Annotated in this window: 25 protein-coding genes and 1 pseudogene; 13 read left to right on the top strand and 13 right to left on the bottom strand. The window is 70.0% G+C overall.

Features of this window, described 5'->3' with window-relative positions:
• Positions 1-44: 44 nt before the first annotated feature.
• Positions 45-572, top strand: coding sequence for a hypothetical protein (locus Ahu01nite_RS18730; RefSeq protein ID WP_203837818.1), 528 nt, complete (start codon positions 45-47; stop codon positions 570-572).
• Here the strand turns inward: Ahu01nite_RS18730 and Ahu01nite_RS18725 are convergent.
• From Ahu01nite_RS18725 to pgsA, 9 genes are all read right to left on the bottom strand, one after another.
• A complete protein-coding gene (locus Ahu01nite_RS18725) occupies positions 551-829 on the bottom strand; it encodes a hypothetical protein (RefSeq protein WP_203837817.1) in 279 nt (92 codons plus the stop codon). The genes Ahu01nite_RS18730 and Ahu01nite_RS18725 overlap by 22 nt on opposite strands.
• 100 nt (positions 830-929) lie before the next feature.
• A complete protein-coding gene (locus tag Ahu01nite_RS18720; protein WP_203837816.1) occupies positions 930-1,481 on the bottom strand; it encodes a Uma2 family endonuclease in 552 nt (183 codons plus the stop codon).
• Between the two features lie 31 nt (positions 1,482-1,512).
• Positions 1,513-2,265 carry a YebC/PmpR family DNA-binding transcriptional regulator gene (locus tag Ahu01nite_RS18715; protein WP_203837815.1) on the bottom strand — a complete coding sequence of 251 codons (753 nt, stop codon included), beginning with the start codon at positions 2,263-2,265 and terminating at the stop codon, positions 1,513-1,515.
• 18 nt (positions 2,266-2,283) lie between these two features.
• Positions 2,284-2,889, bottom strand: coding sequence for a pyridoxal 5'-phosphate synthase glutaminase subunit PdxT (gene pdxT, locus Ahu01nite_RS18710; RefSeq protein ID WP_275411762.1), 606 nt, complete (start codon positions 2,887-2,889; stop codon positions 2,284-2,286).
• Complete coding sequence (gene pdxS / locus Ahu01nite_RS18705) at positions 2,886-3,782, bottom strand: pyridoxal 5'-phosphate synthase lyase subunit PdxS (RefSeq protein ID WP_203837814.1); 897 nt, start codon at positions 3,780-3,782, stop codon at positions 2,886-2,888. The genes pdxT and pdxS overlap by 4 nt, the downstream gene beginning before the upstream one ends.
• Positions 3,783-3,868: 86 nt before the next feature.
• Positions 3,869-4,408: a hypothetical protein gene (locus tag Ahu01nite_RS18700; protein WP_203837813.1), complete on the bottom strand. Its 540-nt coding sequence runs from the start codon at positions 4,406-4,408 to the stop codon at positions 3,869-3,871.
• A 33-nt stretch (positions 4,409-4,441) separates the two neighbouring features.
• Positions 4,442-5,596 carry a glycosyltransferase family 4 protein gene (locus Ahu01nite_RS18695; RefSeq protein WP_203837812.1) on the bottom strand — a complete coding sequence of 385 codons (1,155 nt, stop codon included), beginning with the start codon at positions 5,594-5,596 and terminating at the stop codon, positions 4,442-4,444.
• Between the two features lie 9 nt (positions 5,597-5,605).
• Complete coding sequence (locus Ahu01nite_RS18690; protein WP_203837857.1) at positions 5,606-6,496, bottom strand: phosphatidylinositol mannoside acyltransferase; 891 nt, start codon at positions 6,494-6,496, stop codon at positions 5,606-5,608.
• On the bottom strand, positions 6,493-7,161 hold the full coding sequence (pgsA, locus tag Ahu01nite_RS18685) for a phosphatidylinositol phosphate synthase (RefSeq protein ID WP_203837811.1): 669 nt from the start codon (positions 7,159-7,161) through the stop codon (positions 6,493-6,495). The genes Ahu01nite_RS18690 and pgsA overlap by 4 nt, the downstream gene beginning before the upstream one ends.
• Positions 7,162-7,357: 196 nt before the next feature.
• Here pgsA and Ahu01nite_RS18680 point away from each other — a divergent pair, with 196 nt between their 5' ends.
• On the top strand, positions 7,358-9,475 hold the full coding sequence (locus Ahu01nite_RS18680) for an elongation factor G-like protein EF-G2 (RefSeq protein WP_203837810.1): 2,118 nt from the start codon (positions 7,358-7,360) through the stop codon (positions 9,473-9,475).
• On the opposite strand, the gene Ahu01nite_RS18675 is transcribed toward Ahu01nite_RS18680, so the two are convergent.
• Positions 9,438-10,622: an FAD-dependent monooxygenase gene (locus Ahu01nite_RS18675; protein WP_203837809.1), complete on the bottom strand. Its 1,185-nt coding sequence runs from the start codon at positions 10,620-10,622 to the stop codon at positions 9,438-9,440. The two genes, Ahu01nite_RS18680 and Ahu01nite_RS18675, sit on opposite strands and share 38 nt — an antisense overlap.
• A 53-nt stretch (positions 10,623-10,675) precedes the next feature.
• Here Ahu01nite_RS18675 and Ahu01nite_RS18670 point away from each other — a divergent pair, with 53 nt between their 5' ends.
• The 3 genes and pseudogenes from Ahu01nite_RS18670 (at position 10,676) to Ahu01nite_RS51830 (ending at position 14,492) form a co-directional block, all read left to right on the top strand.
• Complete coding sequence (locus Ahu01nite_RS18670; RefSeq protein WP_203837808.1) at positions 10,676-11,248, top strand: TetR/AcrR family transcriptional regulator; 573 nt, start codon at positions 10,676-10,678, stop codon at positions 11,246-11,248.
• Positions 11,249-11,286: 38 nt separating this feature from the next.
• Positions 11,287-13,239 (top strand): putative bifunctional diguanylate cyclase/phosphodiesterase, encoded by a 1,953-nt coding sequence (locus tag Ahu01nite_RS18665; RefSeq protein WP_203837807.1) that lies wholly within the window; start codon positions 11,287-11,289, stop codon positions 13,237-13,239.
• Positions 13,236-14,492, top strand: a pseudogene (locus tag Ahu01nite_RS51830) (ABC transporter substrate-binding protein). Before Ahu01nite_RS18665 ends, Ahu01nite_RS51830 begins: the two are co-directional and overlap by 4 nt.
• Here the strand turns inward: Ahu01nite_RS51830 and Ahu01nite_RS18655 are convergent.
• The gene (locus Ahu01nite_RS18655; protein WP_203837854.1) at positions 14,467-14,955 is read right to left on the bottom strand and encodes an HIT family protein; all 489 of its coding nucleotides are present in this window, start codon (positions 14,953-14,955) and stop codon (positions 14,467-14,469) included. The pseudogene Ahu01nite_RS51830 and the gene Ahu01nite_RS18655 sit on opposite strands and share 26 nt — an antisense overlap.
• 118 nt (positions 14,956-15,073) lie before the next feature.
• Between Ahu01nite_RS18655 and Ahu01nite_RS18650 the strand changes: the two genes are divergently transcribed.
• Genes Ahu01nite_RS18650 through Ahu01nite_RS18635 form a run of 4 tightly spaced genes read left to right on the top strand, consistent with a single transcriptional unit; the run spans position 15,074 to position 18,082 of the window.
• On the top strand, positions 15,074-15,553 hold the full coding sequence (locus Ahu01nite_RS18650) for a SigE family RNA polymerase sigma factor (RefSeq protein ID WP_203837806.1): 480 nt from the start codon (positions 15,074-15,076) through the stop codon (positions 15,551-15,553).
• Positions 15,550-16,491, top strand: a complete 942-nt coding sequence (locus Ahu01nite_RS18645; protein WP_203837805.1) for a hypothetical protein — start codon at positions 15,550-15,552, stop codon at positions 16,489-16,491. Before Ahu01nite_RS18650 ends, Ahu01nite_RS18645 begins: the two co-directional genes overlap by 4 nt.
• Before the next feature lie 5 nt (positions 16,492-16,496).
• Positions 16,497-16,928, top strand: coding sequence for a sigma factor-like helix-turn-helix DNA-binding protein (locus Ahu01nite_RS18640; protein WP_203837804.1), 432 nt, complete (start codon positions 16,497-16,499; stop codon positions 16,926-16,928).
• Positions 16,925-18,082 (top strand): hypothetical protein, encoded by a 1,158-nt coding sequence (locus tag Ahu01nite_RS18635; protein ID WP_203837803.1) that lies wholly within the window; start codon positions 16,925-16,927, stop codon positions 18,080-18,082. Before Ahu01nite_RS18640 ends, Ahu01nite_RS18635 begins: the two co-directional genes overlap by 4 nt.
• 54 nt (positions 18,083-18,136) lie before the next feature.
• Here Ahu01nite_RS18635 and thrS read toward each other — a convergent pair whose 3' ends face one another.
• Both thrS and Ahu01nite_RS18625 read right to left on the bottom strand, forming a co-directional pair.
• Complete coding sequence (gene thrS, locus Ahu01nite_RS18630) at positions 18,137-20,137, bottom strand: threonine--tRNA ligase (protein ID WP_203837802.1); 2,001 nt, start codon at positions 20,135-20,137, stop codon at positions 18,137-18,139.
• 59 nt (positions 20,138-20,196) lie between these two features.
• Complete coding sequence (locus Ahu01nite_RS18625; protein ID WP_203837801.1) at positions 20,197-21,096, bottom strand: ADP-ribosylglycohydrolase family protein; 900 nt, start codon at positions 21,094-21,096, stop codon at positions 20,197-20,199.
• Between the two features lie 102 nt (positions 21,097-21,198).
• Between Ahu01nite_RS18625 and Ahu01nite_RS18620 the strand changes: the two genes are divergently transcribed.
• The 4 genes from Ahu01nite_RS18620 to Ahu01nite_RS18605 all read left to right on the top strand — a co-directional run bounded on the left by Ahu01nite_RS18620 (position 21,199) and on the right by Ahu01nite_RS18605 (position 25,810).
• Positions 21,199-21,888 (top strand): response regulator transcription factor, encoded by a 690-nt coding sequence (locus Ahu01nite_RS18620; protein ID WP_203837800.1) that lies wholly within the window; start codon positions 21,199-21,201, stop codon positions 21,886-21,888.
• A gap of 104 nt (positions 21,889-21,992) precedes the next feature.
• Positions 21,993-23,297: a HAMP domain-containing sensor histidine kinase gene (locus Ahu01nite_RS18615; protein ID WP_239158947.1), complete on the top strand. Its 1,305-nt coding sequence runs from the start codon at positions 21,993-21,995 to the stop codon at positions 23,295-23,297.
• Positions 23,298-23,636: 339 nt separating this feature from the next.
• Positions 23,637-25,622, top strand: a complete 1,986-nt coding sequence (locus Ahu01nite_RS18610; protein WP_239158946.1) for an RICIN domain-containing protein — start codon at positions 23,637-23,639, stop codon at positions 25,620-25,622.
• Between the two features lie 29 nt (positions 25,623-25,651).
• Positions 25,652-25,810 carry a hypothetical protein gene (locus tag Ahu01nite_RS18605; protein ID WP_203837798.1) on the top strand — a complete coding sequence of 53 codons (159 nt, stop codon included), beginning with the start codon at positions 25,652-25,654 and terminating at the stop codon, positions 25,808-25,810.
• Position 25,811: the final 1 nt, after the last annotated feature.

Raw genomic sequence — 25,811 nt, 5'->3', positions numbered from 1 at the left:
ACAGAAGCTTGCGTTGTGACCGGCCTCACATAACCCTGGAAGACGTGGCCTATCTGTTCCCACCGATGAACGACGAGCCGCCACCGGACTACAGAGAGTTCGTGGCAGCCCGCCTGGACCTGCTCGAACTCCAGGCGGCCCGGCTCACGGGCGGAGACCACACTGCCGCTCGCTCGCTGACCGTGGACACCCTCACGGACCTGGCCGGCCACTGGCGCCGCCTGCACTGGAAATCCCGCCTCCAGGGCCGCGACGCCCGGGTCGACTACCTCCAGCGCCGCCTGGCCATACGGACCAGACACTGGCGCGAGGAACAGCTCTACCCGGTCGAGGTCACGGCCTATCAGCGCACATACAAAGCCATTGCCGGGGTCTCGGTGGCACAGCGGCTCGCGCTTTTAATCCCCAGCACCGTACGCGAAGAGCTCGGCGTCGTCGCAGAAGCAGAAATCGCCTGGCTCCACGCCTACCGCCACTTCATCTGGCGCCGCTACGCCCGAGTAGCCGCCACCAGCCTGCTGCTCTTCATCGCCATGGTCCAGTTCTTCATTCAAGCGTCGGCGGGCAGCTGACCGTCCCGTTTGTCATACATCTGCTCAAGCCGCCGACGTGCGGCGCGACGCTTCTCATGCCCTTCCTCGACGAGACGCCGGAGCGCCTCGGAGATTGCCAGCTCAGGGGAGGCAGCGGAGATCTGCCGCTGCGCTTCATCGAGCAGTTCCCCGTCGAGCGAGCGACGCACCCTGAACTCCAGCCGCCCGTCGGCCAGCATCTCGCGCGCCAACTCGATCGCAGCCCGACGCTTCTCATCAACCGCAATCTCGACCACGCCCCGAACTTTAGTGGTCGAATGACAGGATGTCACGAGTCAAGATTGGACATAACGAAGGGACTGAGCAGCATGCTCAGCCCCTTCGTCCAGCCATCAGCTACCGGGCCTGATACTCAGCTTCCAGCACGGAAAGGAGCAGGCTGCGCTCGCACACGTAGGCAGCCTTGCCACCAGAGAACGACAAAAGGTGGATATGAACGAGAGCGTCATGCTTCGCACGGTCAGAGGTGCGCTCGACGATCCAGTACTCCGGGATGCCCTGCTCGGCATACCAGGCCATTTTGTCGGTGAATTCGCCGTTGAGCGAATTCTCTGACACGACTTCGCCCACCAGCAGAAACGCCGACCCGGGCAGATTGGAGACCTCATCGAAGTCCGGAGGCAGGACGTCGATAACACCAAAATCGGGCAATCGGTTGTCACGCGGACGATTGCTCCGGATGCCCGGATCCTGCAAAGCCTCGGCGCCGGCAGCAAGAAGCATTTGCACGAACCTTCGCACCATCACCTTATGCCAGTAGGTCGATGGCGTCATGATGACAAGGTTTCCCTCGTGCAGCTCATAGCGGTAGCCCTTGGGCAGGGTAAGGAGATCCTCGACATCGAGTTCCTCGATCGGGGGTAAATTCAAGCCCATAACGGCAAGCATCTCCTCACCCTACTCGTCATGCATCAACATGTCACTCGTCAAGGGCTGCGAGGACGTCGTCGGGGATGTCGAAGTTGGCGTAGATGTTCTGGACGTCGTCGGAGTCCTCGAGGACGTCGATGAGTTTGAGGACCTTGCGGGCGGCTTCCTCGTCGACCGGGACCGTCATCGTGGGGATGAGGGAGGATTCGGCGGAGTCGTAGTCGATGCCGGCGTCCTGGAGGGCGGTGCGGACCGCGACCAGGTCGGTGGGTTCGCTGACGATCTCGAAGGAGTCGCCGAGGTCGTTGATCTCGTCGGCGCCGGCTTCGAGGGCGGCCATCATGAGGTCGTCCTCGGTGAGGGTGCCCTTGGGGACGAGGATGACGCCCTTGCGGTTGAAGAGGTAGGAGACCGAGCCCGCGTCGGCGAAGGTGCCGCCGTTGCGGGTCAGGGCCGTGCGGACCTCGGTGGCCGCGCGGTTGCGGTTGTCGGTGAGGCATTCGATGAGCAGGGCGACGCCGTTGGGGCCGTAGCCCTCATACATGATCGTCTGCCAGTCGGCGCCGCCGGCTTCGAGGCCGGAGCCGCGCTTGACCGCGTTGTCGATGTTGTTGTTGGGGACAGAGCTCTTCTTGGCCTTCTGGATGGCGTCGAAGAGGGTGGGGTTGCCGGCCGGGTCGCCGCCGCCGGTGCGCGCCGCGACCTCGATGTTCTTGATCAGCTTGGCGAACATCTTGCCGCGCTTGGCGTCGACGACCGCTTTCTTGTGCTTGGTCGTCGCCCATTTGGAGTGGCCGGACATGCAAACCTCCGTGAATCGCTACCGTGCGTCTTGGGCCTGGCGGACCAGCTCGACGAAGTACCGGTGAACGCGGAGATCTCCGGTCAGCTCCGGGTGGAATGCCGTGGCGAGCAGGTTCCCCTGCCGAACGGCGACAATCCTACCGGCGGCGGGTCCTTCGGTTACGCGGCCCAGCACCCGGACGCCGGGGCCGGTGTGTTCGACCCATGGCGCGCGGATGAAGACGGCGTGAAAATCGTCGCCCTCGACGTCCTCGATGCGGACGGGCGCCTCGAAGGAGTCGATCTGCCGGCCGAACGCGTTGCGGCGCACGGTCATGTCGATGCCGGCGAAGGATTCCTGGTCGGGGCGGCCGTCGAGGACCGTGGTGGCGAGCATGATCATGCCGGCGCAGGAGCCGTAGACGGGCATGCCGTCGTCGATGCGCTTGCGGATCGGGTCGAGCAGGCCGAACGTGATGGCCAGGTTGCTCATGGTGGTGGACTCGCCGCCGGGGATCACCAGTGCGTCGACGTCGTCGAGCTCCGACGGGCGGCGGATCGGGCGGGCGAGGACGTCGCTCCCGGTCAGCGCGGCCAGGTGCTCACGGACGTCACCTTGCAGGGCGAGGACACCGATGTTCACCAGCCACGCTCGGCGAGGCGGTGCGGCTGGGGGATCTCCTCGACGTTGATGCCGACCATGGCCTCTCCCAGGCCGCGGGAGACCTTGGCGATCACGTCGGGGTCGTCGTGGAACGTGACGGCCTTGACGATCGCCGCGGCGCGCTGGGCCGGGTTGCCGGACTTGAAGATGCCCGAGCCGACGAAGACACCCTCGGCGCCGAGCTGCATCATCATGGCCGCGTCGGCGGGGGTGGCGATGCCGCCGGCGGTGAACATGACCACGGGCAGCTTGCCGGCCTCGGCGACCTCCTTGACCAGGTCGTACGGCGCCTGCAGCTCCTTCGCCGCGACGAACAGCTCGTCCTCGGGCAGGGAGGTGAGCCGGCGGATCTCGCCGCGGATGGTGCGCATGTGGGTGGTGGCGTTGGAGACGTCACCCGTGCCGGCCTCGCCCTTGGAGCGGATCATGGCCGCACCCTCGGTGATGCGACGCAGGGCCTCGCCTAGGTTGGTGGCGCCGCACACGAACGGGGCGGTGAAGGCCCACTTGTCGATGTGGTTGGCGTAGTCGGCCGGGGTCAGCACCTCGGACTCGTCGATGTAGTCGACGCCGAGCGACTGCAGCACCTGGGCCTCGACGAAGTGACCGATGCGGGCCTTCGCCATGACCGGGATCGACACGGCGGCGATGATGCCGTCGATCATGTCGGGGTCGCTCATCCGGGACACGCCGCCCTGGGCGCGGATGTCGGCGGGGACCCGCTCGAGGGCCATGACGGCGACGGCGCCCGCGTCCTCGGCGATCTTGGCCTGCTCAGCGGTGACCACGTCCATGATCACACCGCCCTTGAGCATCTCGGCCATGCCGCGCTTCACGCGGGCGGTACCGGTGGTGGTTCGGCTCTCGGACACGGTGAATCGACTCCTCACAGGGATGTAAACGCGAGACAGCCGAATTTTAGGCCGGGGGACGGGTGCCACCGATGGCCAATCGACCCCTAGGTGGCCTTCAGCGCCAGCCCGGCCTCGGCGGAGGAAGCGGAGGCACGCTGGGTGACAGCCGGCGCGGAGACCAGCGTCGGATCGACCATCTCGAAGTAGCGCGGCTGCTCGTAACGACGGGCCATCCCCAGCATCCGCACCAGGGGACGGCGCCGGGCGGTCAGCGCGTCGCGGACCAGGTCGGTGTGCACCTGGCGGGCCAGCACGACCCGCCGGCTGGTCTGCACCAGCGTGCGGGTGGCCGGGTCGGCACCGGTCAGCGCCGCGGCCTTGAGCTGGCGGGTGAGGTCGTTCTCGGCGGCCTCACGCTCGTCGTCATCGGCGTCGAGGGCCAGCCGGGCAGCCGCGTAGAGCTCGACGGAATCCGTCTGCTCGGCGACCACCGCCGCGGCTGCCGCCCGGCGCAGCAGATGCGCGTCGAGGGCCCGGGAGGCGGACTGAGCGCGGACGTGAACCCGCTCCACGCGGTGCGCGGTCCAGGCGAGGTAGGTAGCCAGAAGCGCCACCACCACGACCGCACCCGTTACCCACCACATGCCGGGATCGTAGTGCCTGAACGCACCACACGGTCACGCTCCGGGACGTGGTTCCGCCCACTCTTCGTCCATGACGCGCCCGTCCGTCGCCTCGATCGCGGTCGCGTAGACCTCGAGGACGCGCTGGGCGACGCTCGGCCAATCGAAGGCCTGGACGGCGATCGTGGCGCAGGCTGCCAGCTCAGCGCGGCGGGCGGGGTCGTCGAGCAGCTCGCCGAGCAGGGCGGTGAGCGCCCCGGCGTCGCCGGTGGGGAACAACGCACCGGCCCGGCCGCCGTCGAGCACCCGTTTGAACGCGTCGAGGTCGCTGGCGGCGATCGCCGCGCCGGCTGCCATCGCCTCGGTGAGGATCATGCCGAAGGACTCGCCGCCGGTGTTGGGCGCCACGTAGATGTCGACGCTGCGCAGCATCCTGGCCTTGTCCGCCTCGCTGACCAGGCCCAGGAACTCGATCCGGGGGTGCAGCTCGGCGGGGAACTGGTCGTAGAGGCCCTGGCGGTCACCCGGCCCGGCCACCAGCAATCGCAGGCCGGGGCGTTCGGCGGCCAGGGAGAGGTACGCCGTACGCAAGATGTCGAACCCCTTGCGCGACTCGGTGAACCGGCCCAGGAAGCCCAGCGTCCCGCCCTCCCCCGGCCACCCGGGCAGCGCGGGCACCCCGGTGAACTTGGCCACCGCGACCCCGTTGGGGATCTCCACCGCGCCGCCGCCGAGATGCTCGACCTGGACCTTGCGGGCGAGCTCGCTGACCGCGATCCGGGCGGTGATCTTCTCGATCACGAGCTGGAGCAGGCCCTGGGCGGCCGACAGCGCCCGCGAGCGGGTCATCGCGGTGTGGAAGGTGGCGACCACCGGGCCCCGGGCCGAGAGGACGGCGAGCAGGGACAGGCTGAGCGTCAGCGGCTCGTGCACGTGCAGCACGTCGAACTTGCCGCGGGCGATCCAGCGCCGCACCCGGGCGGTGGAGACCGGGCCGAACGCGATGCGCGCCACCGAGCCGTTGTAGGGCAGCGGCAGCGCCCGGCCGGCCGGCACGACGTAGGGCGGGAGCTCCGAGTCCTCGTCGGCCGGGGCGAGCACGCTCACCTCGTGTCCGAGACCGATCAGTGCCTCGGCGAGGTCGACGATGTGGTTCTGCACGCCGCCGGGCACGTCGAAGGAGTACGGCGAGACGATCCCGATCCGCACGCCGGCCCCTCAGACCCGCGCGCTCTGGCCCAGCCACAGTTTCTGCAGCATGTGCCAGTCCTGCGGGTGGTCGGCGATGCCGAGCGCGTACGCGTCGGCGAGCCGCTGGGTCGTCTGCTTGACCCGCACGTCGAGAGCGCCCTCGGTGGCCGGTTCGACCCGGCGGATGCGGCCCATCGTCTTCGTCTCGGTGAACCACAGGTCGGCGGCGTACAGCGGCGCCCCGGTGCGGATCGCGAGCAGCGCCGGCCCGGGTGGCATGCGCGTGCGGCCGCCGAAGAACTCGACCTCGACGCCGCTCTTGGTGAGGTCGCGGTCGGCGAGCAGCGCGACGGCGTACCCCTTGGTGGCCTTTTCGGCCAGGACATCGAGCGGAGGCCGTTGCCCACCGGTGAGCGGGATGACCTCCATGCCGAGCTTTTCGCGGTAGGCGACAAAGCGCTCGTAAAGCCCCTCAGGCTTGAGCCGCTCGGCGACGGTGACCAGTTTGTACCCGTTTGATACCACCCAGGCAGCGGCGGCGTCCCAGTTGCCGGTGTGCGGCAGCGCCAGGATCACGCCCCGCCCCTGCGCCAGCACCCCGAGGAACTCCTCGGCCTCGACGAGCTCGAAGTCACGCAGGAAGTCCTGCTTCGACTGCGACGGGAGCCGGAACGCCTCCATCCAGTAGCGCGCGTAGGACCGCACCCCGGCCCGGACCAGCTCGTCCAGCTCGGCGTCGGCCATCGCGGGGCCGACCACCTGGCGCAGGTTGCGCCGCAGCCGCTGGATGCCGGGCCCGTTGCCCTTCGCTCCCCGGTCGGCGCCGAGGTTGAACGCCGCCCGGGCGGCCGGCAGCGGCAACATCCGCGTCAGCCGCCACCCGGCCGCATAACCGAGCTCGGTGAGCCGGTCCTTCACCGCACATCCCTGGCCGGCGGGATCGGCGCCGCCCCGACCGGTGCGGGCGGTTCCGCGCTGGGGTTGTCCGACTTCGAGGCGTGGATGAGCCGCTGGAAGACGGTGATCACGGAGAGCACGGCGAGCACCCAGAGCGCGGCCGGCAGGCCCCATTCCAGGCCCGCGCTGCCGAGCAGACCGCCGACGCCGAGGATGAGCAGCCGTTCGAGGCGCTCGGCGATGCCGACGTCCGCGTTGAGACCGAGGCTCTGCGCCCGGGCCTTCACGTAGGAGACGACCTGGCCGCCGACGAGGCAGACGAGCGCGGCCACGAGACCACCGAACGGGTTGCCCTCGCTGGCCATGTAGTAGACGACCGCGCCGAAGACGGCGCCGTCGGCGATGCGGTCCATCGACGAGTCGAGCAGGGCGCCGAAGTGGCCGCCTCCGCCGCGCATCCGGGCCATCGTGCCGTCGAGCGCGTCGGTGAGCGCGAACGCGGTGACCACGATGGTGCCCCAGAGGAGCTCGCCTTGGGAGCCGAGCCACGCGCCGAACAGCACCCCGACGGTGCCGGCGACGGTGACGGCGTTCGGCGTGACGCCGATACGCAGCAGGAAACGGGAGATGGGATTGACGCCGTACGAAACGACGGCACGGGCGGTCACGTTCACGATCTTTGCCATGGCCGTCCCACCATAACGGCGCCCCGGCCGCAGCCGGTACGGCGTGCGTCACGCGTCGCCGGATCGTCATACAGCGCGCCGCCACTGTCACCAAGGGTTGCGGCTGCAACCGCGGAGGGTGTCAGATCCATGAAGGCCGCCCTTACATCGGAGCGGTGGACCCAGGTCCGGAAGAATGCCCACTCGAGGAGGAGTGATGGCACAGAAACCCCAGGAAGGCACGACCGACCCCAGCACGGTACGCAACGTGGTGCTGGTCGGTCACTCGAGTGCGGGAAAGACGACGCTGGTCGAGGCGTTGCTGGCCGCGACCGGCACGATCAGCCGCGCAGGCTCGGTGGCCGAGGGCACGACGGTGGGTGACCACGACCCCGCCGCCGTACGCCAGCAGCGCTCCGTGACCCTCTCCTGCGCCCCGCTCGTGCACGAGGGCGTGAAGGTGAACCTCCTCGACACCCCCGGATACGCCGACTTCGTCGGGGAGCTGCGCGCCGGCCTGCGGGCCGCGGACGCCGCGCTCTTCGTGGTCTCGGCGGCCGACGGCGTGGACGAGTCGACCGTCACCCTGTGGGAGGAGTGCGCCGCGATCGGGATGCCCCGCGCGGTCGTCATCACCCGGCTGGACCACCCGCGCGCCGACTACGAGCAGACGTTGCAGGACTGCCAGGACGCGTTCGGCGAGAACGTGCTGCCGATCTACCAGCCGATGCTGGGTGACGACGGCGCCGAGATCGCCGGGCTGATCGGCCTGGTCACGCTCCGGGTGCTGGACTACTCGGCGGGTTACCCACCGCGCGAGGCCGAGTTCGAGCAGGCCCACCTGATGCCGATCAAGGACGACCGCGACCTGCTCATCGAGGCGATCATCGCCGAGAGCGAGGACGAGGACCTGATGGAGACGTACGTCGCCGGCGAGCTGATCAGCACCGCGACGCTCGTGCCCGACCTGGAGAAGGCGGTGGCCCGGGGCACGTTCTACCCGGTCATCCCGGTCTGCTCGGCGACCGGCGTCGGGCTCGACGCGCTGCTGGACGGGCTGGTCAACGCCGCGCCCTCACCGATGGAGCACGACCTGCCGGTGGTGACCGGGGTGGACGGCAGCCCGCTGCCCCCGCTGACCTGCGACCCGGACGGCCCGCTCGTGGCCGAGGTGATCAAGACGACGATCGACCGGCACGTCGGGCGCGTCTCGCTCGTGCGGGTCTTCTCCGGCACGCTGCGCCCCGAGCAGGTGGTGCACGTCTCCGGGCACGGCCTGGCCGGGCGCGGCCACCCCGATCACGACGCCGACGAGCGCATCTCGCATGTCTACTCCCCGCTCGGCGCCCAGCTACGCGAGGTCGGCTTCTGCGTGGCCGGCGACATCTGCGCGATCACCAAGTCGGGCAGCGCGGAGACCGGCGACACCCTCTCCGGCAAGGGCCAGCCGCTGCTCATGGAGCCGTGGAGCATGCCGGAGCCGCTGCTGCCGATCGCCGTGGTGGCCCAGTCGCGCTCCGACGAGGACGCGCTGGCCAAGAACCTCGCCCGGCTGGTGGCCGGCGACCCGACGCTGCGGCTGGACCGCAACCCCGACACCCGCCAGCTGGTGCTCTGGTGCATGGGCGAGTCACACGCCGAGGTGGTGCTCGACCGGCTCCGGGCGGGCGGCGTCGAGCTGGGCACCGAGCCGGTGAAGGTCGCCCTGCGCGAGACGTTCGGCGTGGCGGCCAAGGGGCACGGCCGGCACGTCAAGCAGTCCGGTGGTCACGGCCAGTTTGCCGTCTGTGACATCGAGATCGAGCCGCTGCCCCGGGGTTCGGGCTTCGAGTTCGTGGACAAGGTCGTCGGCGGGGCGGTGCCGCACAACTACATCCCGTCGGTGGAGAAGGGCGTCCGGGCTCAGCTGGAGCGGGGCCTGATCGCCGGATATCCGGTGGTGGACCTGCGGGTGACGCTGCGCGACGGCAAGGCCCACAGCGTCGACTCCTCCGACGCGGCGTTCCAGACGGCCGGCGCGCTGGCCCTGCGGGAGGCCGCCGATCAGGGCGAGATGACCCTGCTCGAGCCGGTGGACGAGATCGTGGTCCGCGTACCCGACACGTTCGTGGGCGCGGTGATGAGCGATCTCTCCGGGCGGCGGGGGCGGCCGTTGAGCACCGACGTCGACGACGACGGCGGGCACAGTCTGGTCCGGGCCGAGGTGCCTGCCGTGGAGCTGGTCCGGTATGCGGTGGAGTTGCGGGCGCTGACGTCGGGCGGGGGCAGCTTTACGCGTACCTATGTCCGGCATGAAGCTATGCCGCCGCATCTCGCGGAAGTGATACGGCATTAGCGGCTTCCTGCAGCGGGCGGGTCACCATGTCGATGATCTGCCGTTTCCAGGGGTTGAAGCGCAGGGTCCGCATGCCGTAATTGCGGAAACCGATCTGGAGACGCCCGCCCGGCACCATGTCCGACGCCATCTTGCGGCCATAGGCCAGATTCTTTTCCACGTACGCTCGGAGCCCGCTCTCGTAGAGCGAGAACGCCTCCTCGTGCGCGCTGGAAGAAGCCAGCGCGTCGGCCAGCACGTACGCGCCGACCAGCGCGAGGCTCGTCCCCTGCCCGGATGAGGGGGACGGGCAGTAGGCGGCGTCGCCGAGCAGCACCACCCGCCCGCGTGACCAGCGCGGCATCTCCACCTGGCTCATCGAGTCGAAATACAGGTCGTCGACGCCGTCGAGCGCGGCCAGGAACTCGTCGACCCGCCAGCCCATTCCGGCGAACCGTTTCCGCAGTTCCGCGCGTGGATCCGCGAATGACTGCTCGGGTGACGCGAACACCATGCCGACCTTCGCGGGAATTCCCGGCCCGGTGCTGTAGGCGAAGACCATTCGCCCGGGTGCGCTGAAAAAGACCTCTTCCCGGTCCAGGCCGAGATCCTCCGGGACGTCGAAGATGGAGATGTACGCCCCCAGGTGTCGCAACGGCACCTCGCCGAACGCCGCCCGCCGGGTTTTCGAGTGCAGCCCGTCGGCACCCACCACCAGGTCGAAACGCCGGCTCATCCCGCTGGTGAACGTCACCGTGACCCCGTCGGCGTCCTCGTCGAGCGTGTCGATCGAGTCGCCGAAGAGATATTCGGTGTCCGTGGCCGTCGCGTCGTGCAGGATCCGGGTCAGGTCGGTGCGCATCACCTCGAGGTCGTCGCCGCGCCGGCCCATCAGCAGGTCGGCTTCGAGGGTGGCGATACGTCCGCCGTCGGCTTTCACGTATGTGACGGTCTGCATGCCGGTGTCGGCCGCCCGCGCCTGCTCGTAGAGGCCCATCCGCTTGAGCACCTCGGTCGCCGCGCCGCGGATGTCGACCTTGTAGCCGCCGTCGCGCAGGGCCGGGGCCCGCTCGACGACCGTGGCGCGCAGCCCGTGCCGGTGCAGCCAGTAGGCGAGGGCCGGTCCGGCGAGGCCGGCTCCTGAGATGAGTACCGATCGCTGAGTCATGCTCGTACTATACAAATGTCTTACACGTTTGTATAGAACCTAGGATGGCAACCATGGGTCAACGCGAAAAACTGCTCGAGGGCGCGAAGCGGTGCCTCTCGGAGAGGGGTTACGCGCACACCACGGCGCGCGACATCGTGGCCGCGTCCGACGGCGCCAACCTGGGCTCGATCGGCTACCACTACGGCTCCACCCAGGGCCTGCTGAACGCCGCGATGCTGAGCGCGATCGAGGAGTGGGGCGACGCCGTCGGGGCGGCGCTGGCCGCGGGCGCCGGCGACGAGTCCGGCGACCCGCTGGTGAGCTACTGGCGGCGGACGCTCAACACCCTGGAGACCCACCGCGCGACGTGGCTGGCCAGCATCGAGGCGATGATCCAGAGCGAGCACAGCCCCGAGCTGCGCGGGCAGATCGCCGACGGGATGCAGCAGGGCCGCAGCGGCCTCGCGGCCATGCTCACCGGGCGCGAGGAGGAGGGCCTGGACGACGGCACCGTACGCTCGGTCGGCTCCGTCGCGCTGGCGCTGATGTCCGGCGTGATGATCCAGTGGCTGATCGACCCGGCCCGGGCACCGTCGGCGGAACAGGTCGCCGCCGGCATTCGAGCACTCGCTGTAATCAGCTAGTTACTCAACTTGGCCGCCGTGGTGTCGATCTCACCACCGTGGCCCCCCGACGCGGAACCCAGCCACGCGCCCTGACCTCCTGGCGCGTGCTGCTCGCCGTGCTCGTCACGGTGCTGGCCACACTCGGCGCCGGGGTCTACGCCCTCCAGCAGCAGATCCGCACCCGCACGCTGGACAGCGCGGTGCAGGGCGTCGTGATCATCAGCTCGCTGGTCATCGACCGCAGCGTCACGCTCGACGACATCACCGTGCGGCTGCACCCCGCCAACCGCGCCCAGCTCGACACCGACGTCGTCCTGCTGCAGCAGAAGGGCGAACTGCGCGGCCTGATGATCTGGTCGCTCACCGACGACCGGCTCGTCTACGCCGACTTCGACCACCAGCTCGCCGGGCCGCTCACCGCCGCCCGGCGTACCGCGGCCCTGATCGGGCACCCCACCGCCGCCAGCGCCACCGATCCGGACACCGGTGAGAAGCTGCTCGCGGTCAACTACCCGTACGACGCCAACGGCGACGGCATCGTGGACGCGCTCGCCGTGGTCCTGCTCCCCCGCCGCGGGGTCGACACCTCGATCGCCCGCTCCACCCAGATGCTCTACGGCGGCGGGCTGTTCGTGCTGCTGGTCGCGATCGCCGGGGTGCTGCTGGTCCGGCGCCGGCAACGCGACCAGGACCACGCCGCCGTGCACGACCCGCTCACCGGCCTCGGCAACCGCGAGAAGCTGCGTCGCGCCGCCGGACCCGCGCTGGCGCACGCCACGGAGGAACGCCCGGCCGGCCTGCTCCTGCTCGACCTCGACGGCTTCAAGGGGATCAACGACTCGCTCGGGCACCACGCCGGTGACCAGCTGCTCGCCGCCGTCGCGGCGGCGATCGACCGGGCCTGCCAGGGCGCCGGAACCGCCATCCGGCTCGGCGGCGACGAGTTCGCCGTGCTGCTGCCCCGCACCGGCACCGCCGCCACACTGGCCGTCGCGCAGGCCGTGGCCGAGGCCGTACGCCACCCGGTCGTGCTCGACGGCCTGACCGTCGAGGTCGGCGCGAGCATCGGCGTGGCCCTCGCCCCCGTCGACGGCACGGATCTGAGCACCCTGCTGCAACGAGCCGACCAGGCCATGTACCGCGCCAAGCAGCGCGGCGGTGGCGTGGTCCGCCACGACGCGACGGACACCGGTCCCGAGGCGGGCGGCATGCACGTCACCCTGCTCCCCCAGCTGCGCAACGCGCTGGAGGACGGCCAGCTCGAACTCCACTACCAGCCGATCTTCACCGCCGCCGGCGACGTCCGCGACCTCGAGGCCCTGCTGCGCTGGAACCACCCCGAGTACGGGCTGCTCACCGCGAGCGACTTCCTGCCCGCCGTCAAGCAGACCTCGCTCATCCACCCGCTCACCGAGTGGATGCTGCGCACCTCGACGGCCGAGGCGGCGGGCTGGCGCTCCCTGGGTCACGACGTACGCCTGGTGGTGAACCTCGCCACCCAGAACCTCGTCGACGATGCCCTCCCCGAGCTGGTCACCGGCATCGCCGAGACGGCCGGGCTGCCGCTGTCGGCGCTGAGCATCGAGTTCCGCGAGGCCACGCTCGCCGCCGACCCGCCGCGGGTGGCCGCCGCGCTGACCCGGCTCGCCGACACCGGCATCGCCGTCGGGCTCGACAACGTCGGCGCCGGCACCACCCACTGGCTGACCGTCGCCCGCGCGCCGGTCAGCCGGCTCAAGATCGACCGCGAACTGGTCCGGCTGCTCCCGGAGAGCCTGGCCGCCGAGCGGATCGTCGCCGGTCTCGTCCGTATCGCCGCCGACCTCGGCCTGACCAGCGTCGTGGTCGGGGTCGAGAGCCGGGCGAGCGCCGACCGGCTCATCGCACTCGGCGTCGACGGCCTGCAGGGGTACGCCCTGTGCCGCCCGATGCCCGCCGGCAAGGTCCCCAGCTGGTTGTCCGCCTGGCAACTGGCCCGCTCCAGCGCCTCCGAGGTGGCAGCGTCATGAACCGAGTACGCAGACTCGTCGCCGGTCTCACCCTGCTCACCGCCCTGGCCGGGTGCGGCACGACGGGAGCGGCCGACGACAAACGGATCACGCTGACGGTCGACGACTTCGGCAGCTTCGGCTACAAGCAACTGCTGCGCGAGTACGAGGCAGCCCACCCCGAGCTGCGCGTCGTCGAACGGACCACCGCGTTCACCAAGCACCACGAGCTGCTCACCCAGCGCCTCGACGCGGGCAAGGGCACCGGTGACGTGGTCGCCGTCGAGGAGGGCTACGTCGTCGAGTTCCGCAACCGCTCGGCCGACTTCGTCAACCTGCTCGACCTGGGAGCCGGCGACCTGAAGAGCAACTGGCTGCCCTGGAAGTGGGAGGCCACGCTGAGCGCCGACGGGACCGGCCAGATGGGGCTCGGCACCGACGTCGGCGGGCTGGCCATGTGTTACCGCCCCGACCTGTTCAAGGCCGCCGGGCTGCCCACCGACCGCGAATCGGTGGCGAAGCTGTGGCCGACGTGGGAGAAGTACATCGCCGCCGGCCAGCGCTTTTAGGCCGCCGACCTGCCGGTGAAGTGGACCGACGCGGCCAGCAACATCTACAACCAGATCCTCGCCCAGCAGCCTGCCGCGTACTACGACCGCGACGAGAAGCTCGTCATGGATCACAAGCCCGGCGTCCGCACCGCCTGGGACCTGACCATCGACATGATCGAGTCCGGCGAGTCGGCGAAGTACGTGGCGTTCAACGCCCAGTGGATGGCGGCGCTGCAGGGCGGCCGGTTCGCGACGCTGACCTGCCCGGCGTGGGTGCTCGGCCTGATCCAGCAGAACGCCCCGGCCACCCGCGGGCAGTGGGACGTCACCGCCGTCCCGGGCGGCTCCGGCAACTGGGGCGGCTCGTGGCTGACCGTGCCGAAGCAGAGCTCCCACCCCAAGGAGGCGTACGCGCTGGCGGCCTGGCTCACCGCGCCCGCCCAGCAGCTGCGGATCTTCAAGGAGACCGGGAACCTGCCGTCCGTACCCGCGCTCTATGACGACCCGGCGGTGACCGGCTTCCGCAACCCGTTCTTCTCCGACGCCCCCGTCGGCAAGATCTTCACCGCCGCGGTCTCCCGCAAGCCGGCGCAGTACCTCGGCCTGCACAACGCCGCCGTACGCACCATCGTGGAGAACAAGCTCAGCAAGGTCGAGATCGGCCAGCTGGCCCCGGGGATCGCCTGGCAGGAAGCCGTCAGCGAGGCTCAGGCGGTGAAGTAGCCCACGCCTTCGCCAGCAGCTCCTTGGTATCGCCGAGGAGCTGCGGCAGCACCTTGGTCTGGGCGATCACCGGCATGAAGTTGCCGTCGCCACCCCATCGCGGCACCACGTGCTGATGCAGGTGCGCGGCGATCCCGGCACCCGCCACCGAGCCCTGGTTCATCCCGAGATTGAACCCGTGCGGGCTGCTCACCCCGCGGATCACCCGCATCGCACGCTGGGTGAACTCCGCGACCTCCACGGTCTCGGCCGGCGTCAGGTCGGTGTAGTCGGCGACGTGCCGATAGGGACAGACCAGAAGATGACCCGGGTTGTACGGATAGAGGTTCAGCACCGCGAACACGAGCTCGCCGCGGGCCACCACCAGACTGTCCTGCCCCGGCAGGCCCGGCCCGACACAGAACGGGCAACCCTCAGGCTGCTCATAGGCGTCGGAACGATCCTCACCCGAGATGTACGCCATCCGGTGCGGGGTCCACAGCCGGTCGAGCCCGTCCTCACTCACATCCCCAACCCTACGCACAGCGGATTCCCCCCGCGCGACGTCTGCACTGTGTAGAAAGTTTCGACGGGGAGGGTGGATGCACTTCGAGGAGTTCGCCGCGGCGCGGTTACCCGCACTGCTGCGTTACGCGATGCTGCTCAGCGGCGATCGCGAACATGCCCGGGACATCGTGCAGGAGGTGCTCACCCGCGCCCTGGTCAAATGGGACCGGATCGCGCGGGCCGACGAGCCGTACGCCTACGTACGCCGCATGGTGACCAACGAATATCTGTCCTGGCGCCGCCGCAAGCGCGTGGTCACCGTCCCGCTGCGCGACGACGACCTGGACCACCCCGCCGCCGCCCCGCACCGCCGGGACGAGGACCTGTGGAAGCTGCTCGGCGACCTGCCGAAACAGCAGCGCGCCGTGCTGGTGCTGCGCTTCTACGAGGGCCTCTCCGACGAGGAGATCGCCGAGTCGCTCGGCTGCCGCACGAGCACGGTCCGCGCGTACGCCAGCCGGGCCCTGGCCACGCTCCGCGTCGAGGTCACCCAGAACACGGAGGTGCTGCCATGACCACGCTGGACGACCTGCACCACATGTTCGACGCGTACGCCGACCAGGCCCCCGACGGCCACGGGCTCATCGAGCAGGCCCGCGAAGCCGCCGCCCGCCGCCGCGTCCGCCGCCGCTGGCAGTCCTGGATCGCCGCCCTCGCCGTCGTAGCGGTCACCGGAGGCGGCATCGCAGTCGCCGCCGGCCTGCGCCACCACGACCCCGTGGTCGTCCCGCCCCGGGCAGCCACCCAGACGACAATCACGATGGCCGACGGATTCACCCCCGTCTACCAGTCCAGCGAACGCGATTCGCAGCGGCTGCAGTGGGGCGTCGTGTCGGTCACCGTCGCGGCACGCCCGGGGTACGACACCAAGACGCTGACGGCCAGCGAGAAGCTGACCATCAACGGGCATGACGCCTGGTACACGGGGGCCGTCCTCGGCTGGCAACTGCCCGGGGGTGAATGGGTCAGCGTCAACGCCGGTAACCGGGCCGACAAGATCGCCGTCGCCGAGCAGCTGAGGTTCACCACACCCCGCGACGTGCTCGTGCCCTACCGGGTCGGCTGGTTGCCCCCACAGATGGTGGCCGCCAGCACCACGACGGAACAGTCCGGGACGATCGGGGTGACCTGGTCCTGGGCCACCAGACCGACTGACAACCCGGGTGAGGACCCGGTCCGGATCGAGACGGAGCCGCTGCCGGATCGGATCTGGTCGCAGCAGAAGACCGATCTCTACCGGTCCGTGAAGCCGGTCGGTGGTCATCCCGCCTACGTCCGCGACGGCACACCCGAGCTCCTGGTCGAGACGCCGACCTGCCTGGTCACGGTCGGGACACGGCGCTGGGGCGGCACACCGGACCAGATGGTCGATGAGGCGACCCTGCGCAGGATCGCGGAGAACCTGACGGTTGCGGACTGCACCAACCGGGCGACCTGGTCACCGGCCGGATGAGGCAGATGCGATTCGAGGAGTTCGCCGCCGCGCGGCTGCCGGCGCTGTTGCGCTACGCGATGCTGCTCACCGGCGATCACGACCAGGCCCGGGACATCGTGCGGGAGGTACTGACCCGCGCCCTGGTCAAGTGGGAGCGGATCCAGCGCAGCGGCGAGCCGTACGCGTACGTACGCCGCATGGTGACCGGCGAATACCTGTCCTGGCGCCGCCACAAAAAGCCGGCGGCCGGCGACGGCTTGTGGAAGCTCCTGGGTGACCTGCCGAAACGCCAGCGCGCCGCCCTGGTGCTGCGCTTCTACGAGGGCCTCTCCGACCAGGAGATCGGCGAGGTCCTGGGCTGCCGCACGAGCACCGTCCGCGGCTACGTGAGCCGCGCCCTGACGGAGCTCGGCATCGAGTTCCCAGCGGGTGCGCCCGAGGAGGTACTGCCGTGACCAGCACGAACGACCTGCGCGCCATGCTGGAGCGGCACGCCGGATCCGCCCCGGACGGCCACGGCATGATCGAGGCCGCCCAGGCGGGTGCCATCCGGGTACGCCGCCGCCGCAAGATCACCGCAACGGTCGCCGCCGCGGTGACGGTGGCGGTCGTCGCGATCGGACTGCCGGTCGCCCGGCACCTCGACTCGTCGCCGCCGCCTGCCTCGGTGACACCCCGCGCACCGTCGGACATGAACGTCAGCATCGCTGCGGGCTCCGGCTTCACGGTGGAGCACTGGTCAGCGGTCATCGGGCGCCAAGAGCTCACCGTCGTGCAGGAGCACCCTACGGAGGAATACCCCGGCGACTATCTCGTGCAGGTCTTCGATCCGGGCTGGTTCGACGCGTTTAAGCTGCCCGCCGGGCGAACCATCAAGGTGGCCGGTCACGATGCGCTGTGGCTGCCCAGGCTCGACGTCAACGAGCTTGGGCCGGGGAGTACACCGACCCCGATCATCCCCATGCCGTCGCTCGCGCCCCACATGGGCATCGAGCTCATCTACAACTTCGTGGCGTGGAAGGACCGGGACGGCCGCTGGACCACCGTCAGGGCGAACGACTTCAACTACGACCGCCTGTTCCGGCTCGCCGCGGCGATCCGCACCGGGCCCCTCGCGCCGGTCCGGGGACCGCTGCAACTCGGCTGGCTGCCCGAGGGGCTCACGGTGACATCCGTCGAGTCCTCCACACCGGCGGACCACGGGCTGCAGCAGCTCACGATCTCCGTGCTCGACCGGAAACCGGAATGGGAGGCCTCCCAGCATCCCGAGCCTGCGCAGTCCGGCCCCGATCCCGGCCACGGCAGCCCCATCACCGTGCACATCACGGCCAAGAGCGGCGAAAACTGGCGTGATCATTCCGGGCTCAGCGAGCCGTCCGACACGGTGAACGGCTTCCCCGCTTGGTATTCCGAGGGCAACACCGTGCCAGGGGAAACCCACTCAGAAACCGAGAGCCGGTTGTTCGTCGAGACCACGTCGTGCGCCATCGGGCTCGGGGCGACCGACTACCACCACCTCAGCAAGTCTGAGCTGTTGCGCATCGCCGCCGACGCCACCATCGGCACCTGCGACACGAATGAGGACGGCTGGTTCCCGATCCTCAAATAGACGATCCGGGGGGTACGGGCGCGGTGCCCGTACCCCCCGAATGTCTTGAAAAGATCAGGCCGCGGACGGTCCGATGTTGGTGCGGGAGCGGACGATCTCGGCGACGTGGGCCACGGCCTCGGCCAGCGGCATGTTGTTGCGCTGGGAGCCGTCGCGGTAGCGGAAGGAGACCGTGCCGCCGTTGACGTCGTCGTCGCCGGCGATTGCCATGAACGGGATCTTCTGCTGCTGGGCGGTGCGGATCTTCTTCTGCATGCGGTCGGTGGAGAAGTCGACCTCGGCGCGGAGGCCTTCCTTGCGCAGGAGGGTGACGAATTCCTGCAGGTAGTCGGCGTGGTCGTCGCGGATCGGGATGCCCACGACCTGGATCGGGGCGAGCCAGGCCGGGAACGCGCCCGCGTAGTGCTCGACCAGCACGCCGAAGAACCGCTCGATCGAGCCGAACTTCGCCGAGTGGATCATCACCGGCTCCTGCCGGGTGCCGTCGGCGGCCTGGTATTCCAGACCGAAGCGGGCCGGCTGGTTGAAGTCGTACTGGATGGTCGACATCTGCCAGGTGCGGCCGATCGCGTCCTTGACCTGCACACTGATCTTCGGGCCGTAGAACGCCGCGCCGCCCGGGTCGGCCACGAGCTCCAGACCGGACTCGGTGGCGACGTCCTCGAGCACCTTGGTCGCGACCTCCCACTGCTCGTCCGAGCCGATGAACTTGTCGCTCTTCGGGTCGCGGGTGGACAGCTCGAGGTAGTAGTCGTCCAGGCCGAAGTCGCGCAGCAGCGACAACACGAAGTTCAGCAGGTGCTTGATCTCGCCCGGGGCGTCCTCGGCGGTGACGTACGAGTGCGAGTCGTCCTGGGTGAGGCCGCGGACCCGGGTCAGGCCGTGTACCACGCCGGACTTCTCGTAGCGGTAGACCGAGCCGAACTCGAACAGCCGCATCGGCAGCTCACGGTAGGACCGCCCGCGCGACCTGAAGATCAGGTTGTGCATCGGGCAGTTCATCGCCTTGAGGTAGTAGTCCGCCCCCTCCATGTGCATCGGGGGGAACATGGTGTCGGCGTAGTACGGCAGGTGCCCGGAGGTGTGGAACACACCCTCCTTGGTGATGTGCGGGGTGCCTACGTACTGGAAGCCCTCCTCGATGTGGCGCGCGCGGACGTAGTCCTCCATCTCGCGCTTGATCACACCGCCCTTGGGGTGGAAGACGGCCAGGCCGCTGCCGATCTCCTCGGGGAAGGAGAAGAGGTCCAGCTCGGCGCCCAGCTTGCGGTGGTCGCGGCGCTCGGCCTCGGCAAGGCGGTTGAGGTACGCCTTCAGCTCGTCCCGGCTCTGCCAAGCGGTCCCGTAGATCCGCTGGAGCTGCGGGTTCTTCTCGCTACCGCGCCAGTAGGCAGCGGCGGAGCGCATCAGCTTGAACGCCGGGATGAACCGGGTGCTGGGCAGGTGCGGGCCACGGCACAGGTCTCCCCAGACGCGGTTGCCGTCCTTGTCGAGGTTGTCGTAATGGGTCAGCTCCCCGCCGCCGACCTCCATGACCTCACTGTCATCGACGTCGCCCTTGATGTCGACGAGCTCGAGCTTGTACGGCTCGTGCGCCAGCTCCGCCTTGGCTTCGTCCAGCGAGGAGTATTCGCGCCGGCGGAAGGTCTGCCCCGCCTTGACGATCTCCTGCATCCGCTTCTCGAGCTTGCCGAGATCGTCCGGCTGGAACGGCTTGGTGACGTCGAAGTCGTAGTAGAAGCCGTTCTCGATCGGCGGGCCGATGCCGAGCTTGGCCTCCGGGAAGATGTCCTGCACGGCCTGGGCCAGCACGTGCGCCGCCGAGTGGCGCAGCACGCTCAGCCCGTCGGGCGAGTCCATCGACACCGGGGTGATCTCGCTGTCCTGGGCGGGCACCCAGGTGAGGTCACGCAGCCGGCCCGAGGAGTCCTTGACCACGACGATCGCCTTGGGTCCGGACTGGGGCAGACCGGCGGCAGCCACCGCGTCGGCCGCCGTGGTCCCGGCCGGGACGACTAGGACGTCGGCCGCAGCATGGGAACGGGGTGCAGACACGGTGGATCTCCTTCAGCTCTTGTGTTGTGGTCGGTCACGATGCTACTGCCCTCAATTGTTCACGCTTCGGGCGACGCAGCCACCCATTTAGGCAGCGGCTCGCGGGCCTGGATCCATTCCGCGGGAATCCCGGCGATGCCCGTGTGCGCTGCGACGATCCCGCCGGCCATCGCCGCGGTCGTGTCCATGTCCCCGCCCGCGGCTATGCAGGCCTGGACCGCTGCCGGATAGTCGTCCAGGTGCCGGGCGGCGACCCAGATCGCGAACGGCACGGAGTCCTGGGCCATCGCGCGGGTGCCGTTGCCCAGCTCGTACGCCGCCGCGGTGGCTGAGCTGATCGTGGTGGCGGCGCGCAGCCCGTCGCGTACCCGGCTCTGGGGTGTGTGCGCGAGAACCGCACCCAGCAGGTCCACCGGCTGCCCTTCCAGGCGGGCAGCGGCCGCGACCGCCGCGGCGACGGTGACCGCCACCGCGCCCGCGATGCCCTCGAGGTGCGCGTGGGTGACCTCGGCGGCGCGAGCACCCTGGGCCGCGGCGTGCGCGAGGGAGTCGGCGTGCCAGGCGCCCAGCGGTGCCGCCCGCATGGCCGCGCCGTTGCCCGCCGAGCCCTGTCCGTCGAAGGCTGCCGCGGCGGCGATCGGCCAGGGTGTGCCCTCCCGGATCTGCCGCAGCATCACCACGGCGCCGGGGCCGTAACCGCGGTAGGGCTCGAAGTGCTGCCCGAGCAGCTCGGCGAAGTGGTCGCGGCCGAACTCGAGGTCGTCGCCGGCGGTGAGCGCGGCGACGAGGCAGCACGCCTCTTCGGTGTCGTCGGTCCACGGCCACGGCGGGTCGGGCGGGACGTCCAGGGAATGCCCCGGGACGAAGAACTGGGCGCCGAGTGCGTCGCCCACGGAGAGTCCGGTCAGTGCGTCGGCGGCCAGTGCCGCCCTCGTGTCAGGAAAGAGAGTGAAAGTCATCGGTACGCGAATCCTACTACGTTTTCCATGACGCTCAGTAGCCGAGCGATGCCGCTGGATGACGGATTCGGTCTATCTTGCCAAGGGCAGTACCTTCTTCGCATGGCCACGGTGTTGCTCGTCGAGGACGACCACGTCGTGCGCGGTGCGATGCTCCGGTCGCTGGCCGACCGGGGGCACGCCGTGCACGCCGTCGGAACGGCACTCGACGCCCTGCGCCGCGTCGCCGCCGAGACCCCGGATCTGGTCGTGCTCGATCTGGGCCTGCCCGATCTGGACGGCTCCGACGCGCTGCGGATGCTGCGCGGCATCACCGATGTGCCGATCATCATCGCGACCGCCCGCGACGACGAGCAGACCGTGGTGCGGCTGCTGCGGGCCGGCGCCGACGACTACATGGTCAAGCCGTTCACCGGCGCCCATCTCGACGCGCGGATCACCACGGTGCTGCGCCGCGTCGGCCGGGCCAGCCGCACCGCCCAGCCCGCCGTCCACGAGGTCGGAGAGCTGCGCGTCGACATCGGTGAGCGCAGCGCCACCCTCGCCGGCGAGGCACTGGCGCTGACCCGCAAGGAATTCGATCTGCTTGCCTATCTGGCCGCCCGTCCGGGCCGGGTGGTTTCCCGTCGTGAGCTGTTGGAGGAGGTATGGCGACAGCCATCGGTCGGCGAGGACCAGACGATCGACGTGCATCTGTACTGGCTCCGTCGGAAACTGGGCGAATCCGCGGCGAAGCCTCGTTACCTGCGCACCGTGCGGGGGGTCGGATTCCGGTTGGTGGCGCCGGACTGAGGGCGCGGCTCGCCTACGTCACCGCTGCCACCACCGCTGTCGCTTCGCTCGCGTTCCTCATCCCGCTGGGCTGGGAGCTGCGGGCCGACCACCGCGACAAAGCCATGTCCGCCGCCGCTCAGCGCAGTGCCACCGTCGCCGGTGCGGTGACCGCCGGTTCGGGCAAGAAGGGCATCGAGGCCGCGACCCGGGCAGCCGGGGGGACCCTGGTCCTGCATGCCCCCGGCGATACCAAGAACAGCCGGGTCTCCGCCGAGGCGCTCACCGACGCGGCCGGCGGCGGTCAGCCCGTGGAGATCGACGTCGACGGCGGCACCGTACGCCTCCAGCCCGTCACTGTCAGCAACAAGACCTCGGTCGTCGAGGTGTTCGTGGCCGACTCCGAGCTCGGCGACGGCACCGCCCGTGACTGGTGGATCCTGCTCGGCATCATGGCCGGGCTCGTCATCGGCTCGGTGATCGTGGTCGACCGGCTGGCCCGCGGCGCGGTGGACTCCGTGCGGCACCTCGTCCAGGGCGCGATGGCCGTCGGCGGCGGCGACCTGGGCGTGCGCATCCAGCCGTCCGGGCCGCGCGAGCTGGCCGAGGCCGGGTACGCGTTCAACCGGATGGCCGACCGGCTCGTCACCTCCCGTACCAGCGAACGCGAACTGGTCGCCGACCTGTCGCACCGGCTGCGGACGCCCCTGACCGTGCTGCGCCTGGACGCCGAGGCGCTCGACCCCGACGACACCCACATCGGCGAGTTCTCCGCGGCCGAGCTGGACCGCAGGCGCGGCATCCGGCGGATCAGGCAGGCCATCGTCACCCTGGAGGGCGAGGTCGACCAGCTGATCAACACGACCCGGGCTGCGGTGGCGGCCCAGGTTGCGGAGGCCCCCGAGGAGGGACTCTGCGACGCCGCCGAGGTGGTGCGCGACCGGATGGTCTTCTGGTCGGCGCTGGCCGGCGACCAGAACAGGAAGTACCAGGTGGTCGGCGCGCAGCTGCGCATCCCGGTGCCGGTGGCCCGCCCCGAGCTGGCCGCCGCCCTGGACGCCGTGCTGGGCAACGTCTTCCGCTACACCCCGCAGGGCACCGCGTTCGAGGTCAGCCTCTCGCGCCGTGACGGGTGGGTGGCGCTGCGCATCGACGACGCCGGGCCGGGCATCGACGACCCGGAGAAGGCGATGCAGCGCGGCCAGAGCGACCAGGGCTCGACGGGTCTCGGCCTCGACATCGCCCGCCGTGCGGCGCAGGACGCGGGCGGCTCGGTGAGCCTGGCCCGGGCCGCGCTGGGCGGCGCCAGCGTGGTGATGCTGCTCGCCGACGCCGACGCGCCGCCGAAACAGGCCAATCGTTTCGGGCTGGTCGGCCGCGGAAGACTGGCGCGCGAGCGTGACCCCTCGCGGCGCAAAAACTCTGGTTGAGACTGGAATTACCCCGGACGGTACAACGATTGCTTAGATCTGTATTAAAGGCATTCCCCTGACGTAGCGGGCCTGGCAACCTCTAACCCGATCCCATCCGGCTTCCCGGCCCGAAGCCCGCACCAGCCCCACACCCAGGGTCGGTGAAGCCACCGCGCGGTGGGAGGTGGTCACCCCATAGCCCCCTCCCACCGCGTACCCGCAGCACGAGGAGATGGTTTGTCCGCCCACCGCCGGCTAGCGCTTCGTGGGGAAGCACCTCAGCCCGGGCGCCGGCAGGCCCCTGACCGAGGTCGCCGGCGTGCGGCCTCCCGCACCCGCAGGCTGCTCCCGCTCGCGGTGGGTGTCGTCCTGCTCGGCGTCGGCGGGGTCGTCGGTCCCGGGATCGTCACTGGCAGCTTCGGCTCCGGCAAGGACCAGGGCGACCAGCAGGTGTCGTACGGCGCCCTGCCCGACGACAACCGCACCCAGGGCATGGTCTACGCCGGCCTGAAAGCGGCCGCGTCGGATTCGCTGTGCGCCGGCACGTTCTCGCTGGACGAGGAGACCTGCAGTTACGGCCCCGACGTCGCGCCCACCGGGATGTCGGTGAGCAAGGACGTCGCCCCCGTGACAGCCGCGGCGCCGACGCCGGACGAGCCCCGGCGCGAGACCGGGGCGGTCCCGTCGGACGCCGAGATCGTGCGCGACGAGGGCGGCGCCTCGCTGTCGGTGGGCTCGCCCGCGCTGATCCCGGACGCGGCCCCCGGCGAGGCCGACTTCATCATGGGTACGCACGACGTGGCCTGCGAGGCCGACGGCCGCTCGGGCAAACGCGTCCAGGTGCTCTACCTGCACGAGTTCGGCACCCCGAGCCGTTACAGCGAGTACGCCGGGTCGATCCGCAACTGGTCGGCGGGTGTGGACGCCATCTACGACCAGAGCGCGGCCGAGACCGGCGGCTCCCGGCACATCCGCTACGTGACGACCCCGCAGTGCCGGGTGGACGTGCACGAGGTGCAGCTGCCGACGGGTGCGCTCGCGTCCTTCGACCGCACCATCGCGGCCCTGCAGACGCTCGGCTACAACCGCACCGACCGCAAGTACCTCATGTTCGCCGACAGCCACGTGTACTGCGGCATCGGGACGTACATCGCCGACAAGCGGCCCGGGCTGGGCAACCGCAACAACGGCGGCCCGTCGTACGGCCGGGTCGACTCCGGGTGCTGGAGCTCCTCGGTGGCCGCCGTCGAGACCACCCACATGCTGGGTGCGGTGCTGCAGGACTCGCCGAACTCCACCGGCGGCGGGAGCTGCACCGACAACTACGACCTGCTGTGCCGCCCCGACCGGTCGGGCAAGGCTATGCGCGACGTCTGCCCCAAGCAGCACGAGACGCGTCTCGACTGCGGGCACGACGACTACTTCAGCACCAACCCGAAGCAGGGCAGCTACCTCGCCGACAACTGGAACGTCGCGCTGAACGAGTTCCTGCTGCGCAGCGATGGCGGTGACGACCTGCCCGACGCGCCCAACGCGGTGCCGGCCCCCTCCGACGAGCCGTCCACGGCGCCCTCGAACGCCGGGCAGCAGTCCAGCGGCTTCGCGGACGGCGGTGGCGACGAACCAGCGCCCTCGCTTTCTTCGGCGCTGCCGACCACCGAGGCCGCGGCCGCCGGGGTCGAGGCCGTTCTGGAGATCCGCGATCCCACGAGTACGTCCGTACGGCTGACCTGGAGCGCGGCGTCCCCGACCGCGAAGTACCAGGTGCAGGTCGACGGCGTGACCGTGGCGACCACAGTGGCCACCCGCGCCCGGCTCATCGGCCTCAAACCGGACAGCAAATACGCCGTGACGATCAGCAACACCGAGCTCGGGTACGCCGCCAAGGGCCAGGCCCAGTCGGCACCCGCGGCCCGCCCGGCGGCGAACACGTGGTTCGTGCTCACCAACTCGCTGACCGGCGACGACGCGGCGGACCTCTACGCCGCGCGGGTGGCGAACGGAACACCCGTCACGCTGGGCGGCACCGACGGCAACGCCCAGCAACAGTGGAAGCTGGTCCCCGCGGGGGCCGACACGTTCTCGCTGCAGTCGAAAGCCACCGGCAAGTGCGTCGGCCCGGTGGGCGGCACCCCGGTGGCCGGTGCCCCGCTGGTCCAGGGCGACTGCAGCGCGGGTGGCCGGTGGCGGCTCTTCGCCACCGACTACGGCTTCAGCCTGCGCACGAGCGTCGGCGGCCTGGCCGTCGGGGTGGGCAGCCAGCGCTTCGGCGAGGCCCGCCTGCTCGCACTGCAGAGCCCGGGACAGACCCGGCACCAGAGTTGGACGGCGCTGCCCGGTTAGGCCGGGCAACGATATCCAGGGAGATGACAATGCTGGACACGGACATCCGTACCGCACCGCTGGTCGACGAGGACGAGCCCAAGGGCCGGTTCAACCGGCGCCGGGTGATCCGCGTGGTGGCGATCCTGACGATCGGCATCCTCGCCGTCCTCGCCGTCTGGCAGGACCCGCTCTACGCGGGTCACTGAC

Origin of the sequence: Winogradskya humida, assembly GCF_016862215.1 — a bacterium.
GTDB lineage: Bacteria > Actinomycetota > Actinomycetes > Mycobacteriales > Micromonosporaceae > Actinoplanes > Actinoplanes humidus.
The sequence above is the reverse complement of the archived record's forward strand: the minus strand, read 5'-3'. Positions and strand labels throughout refer to the sequence as shown.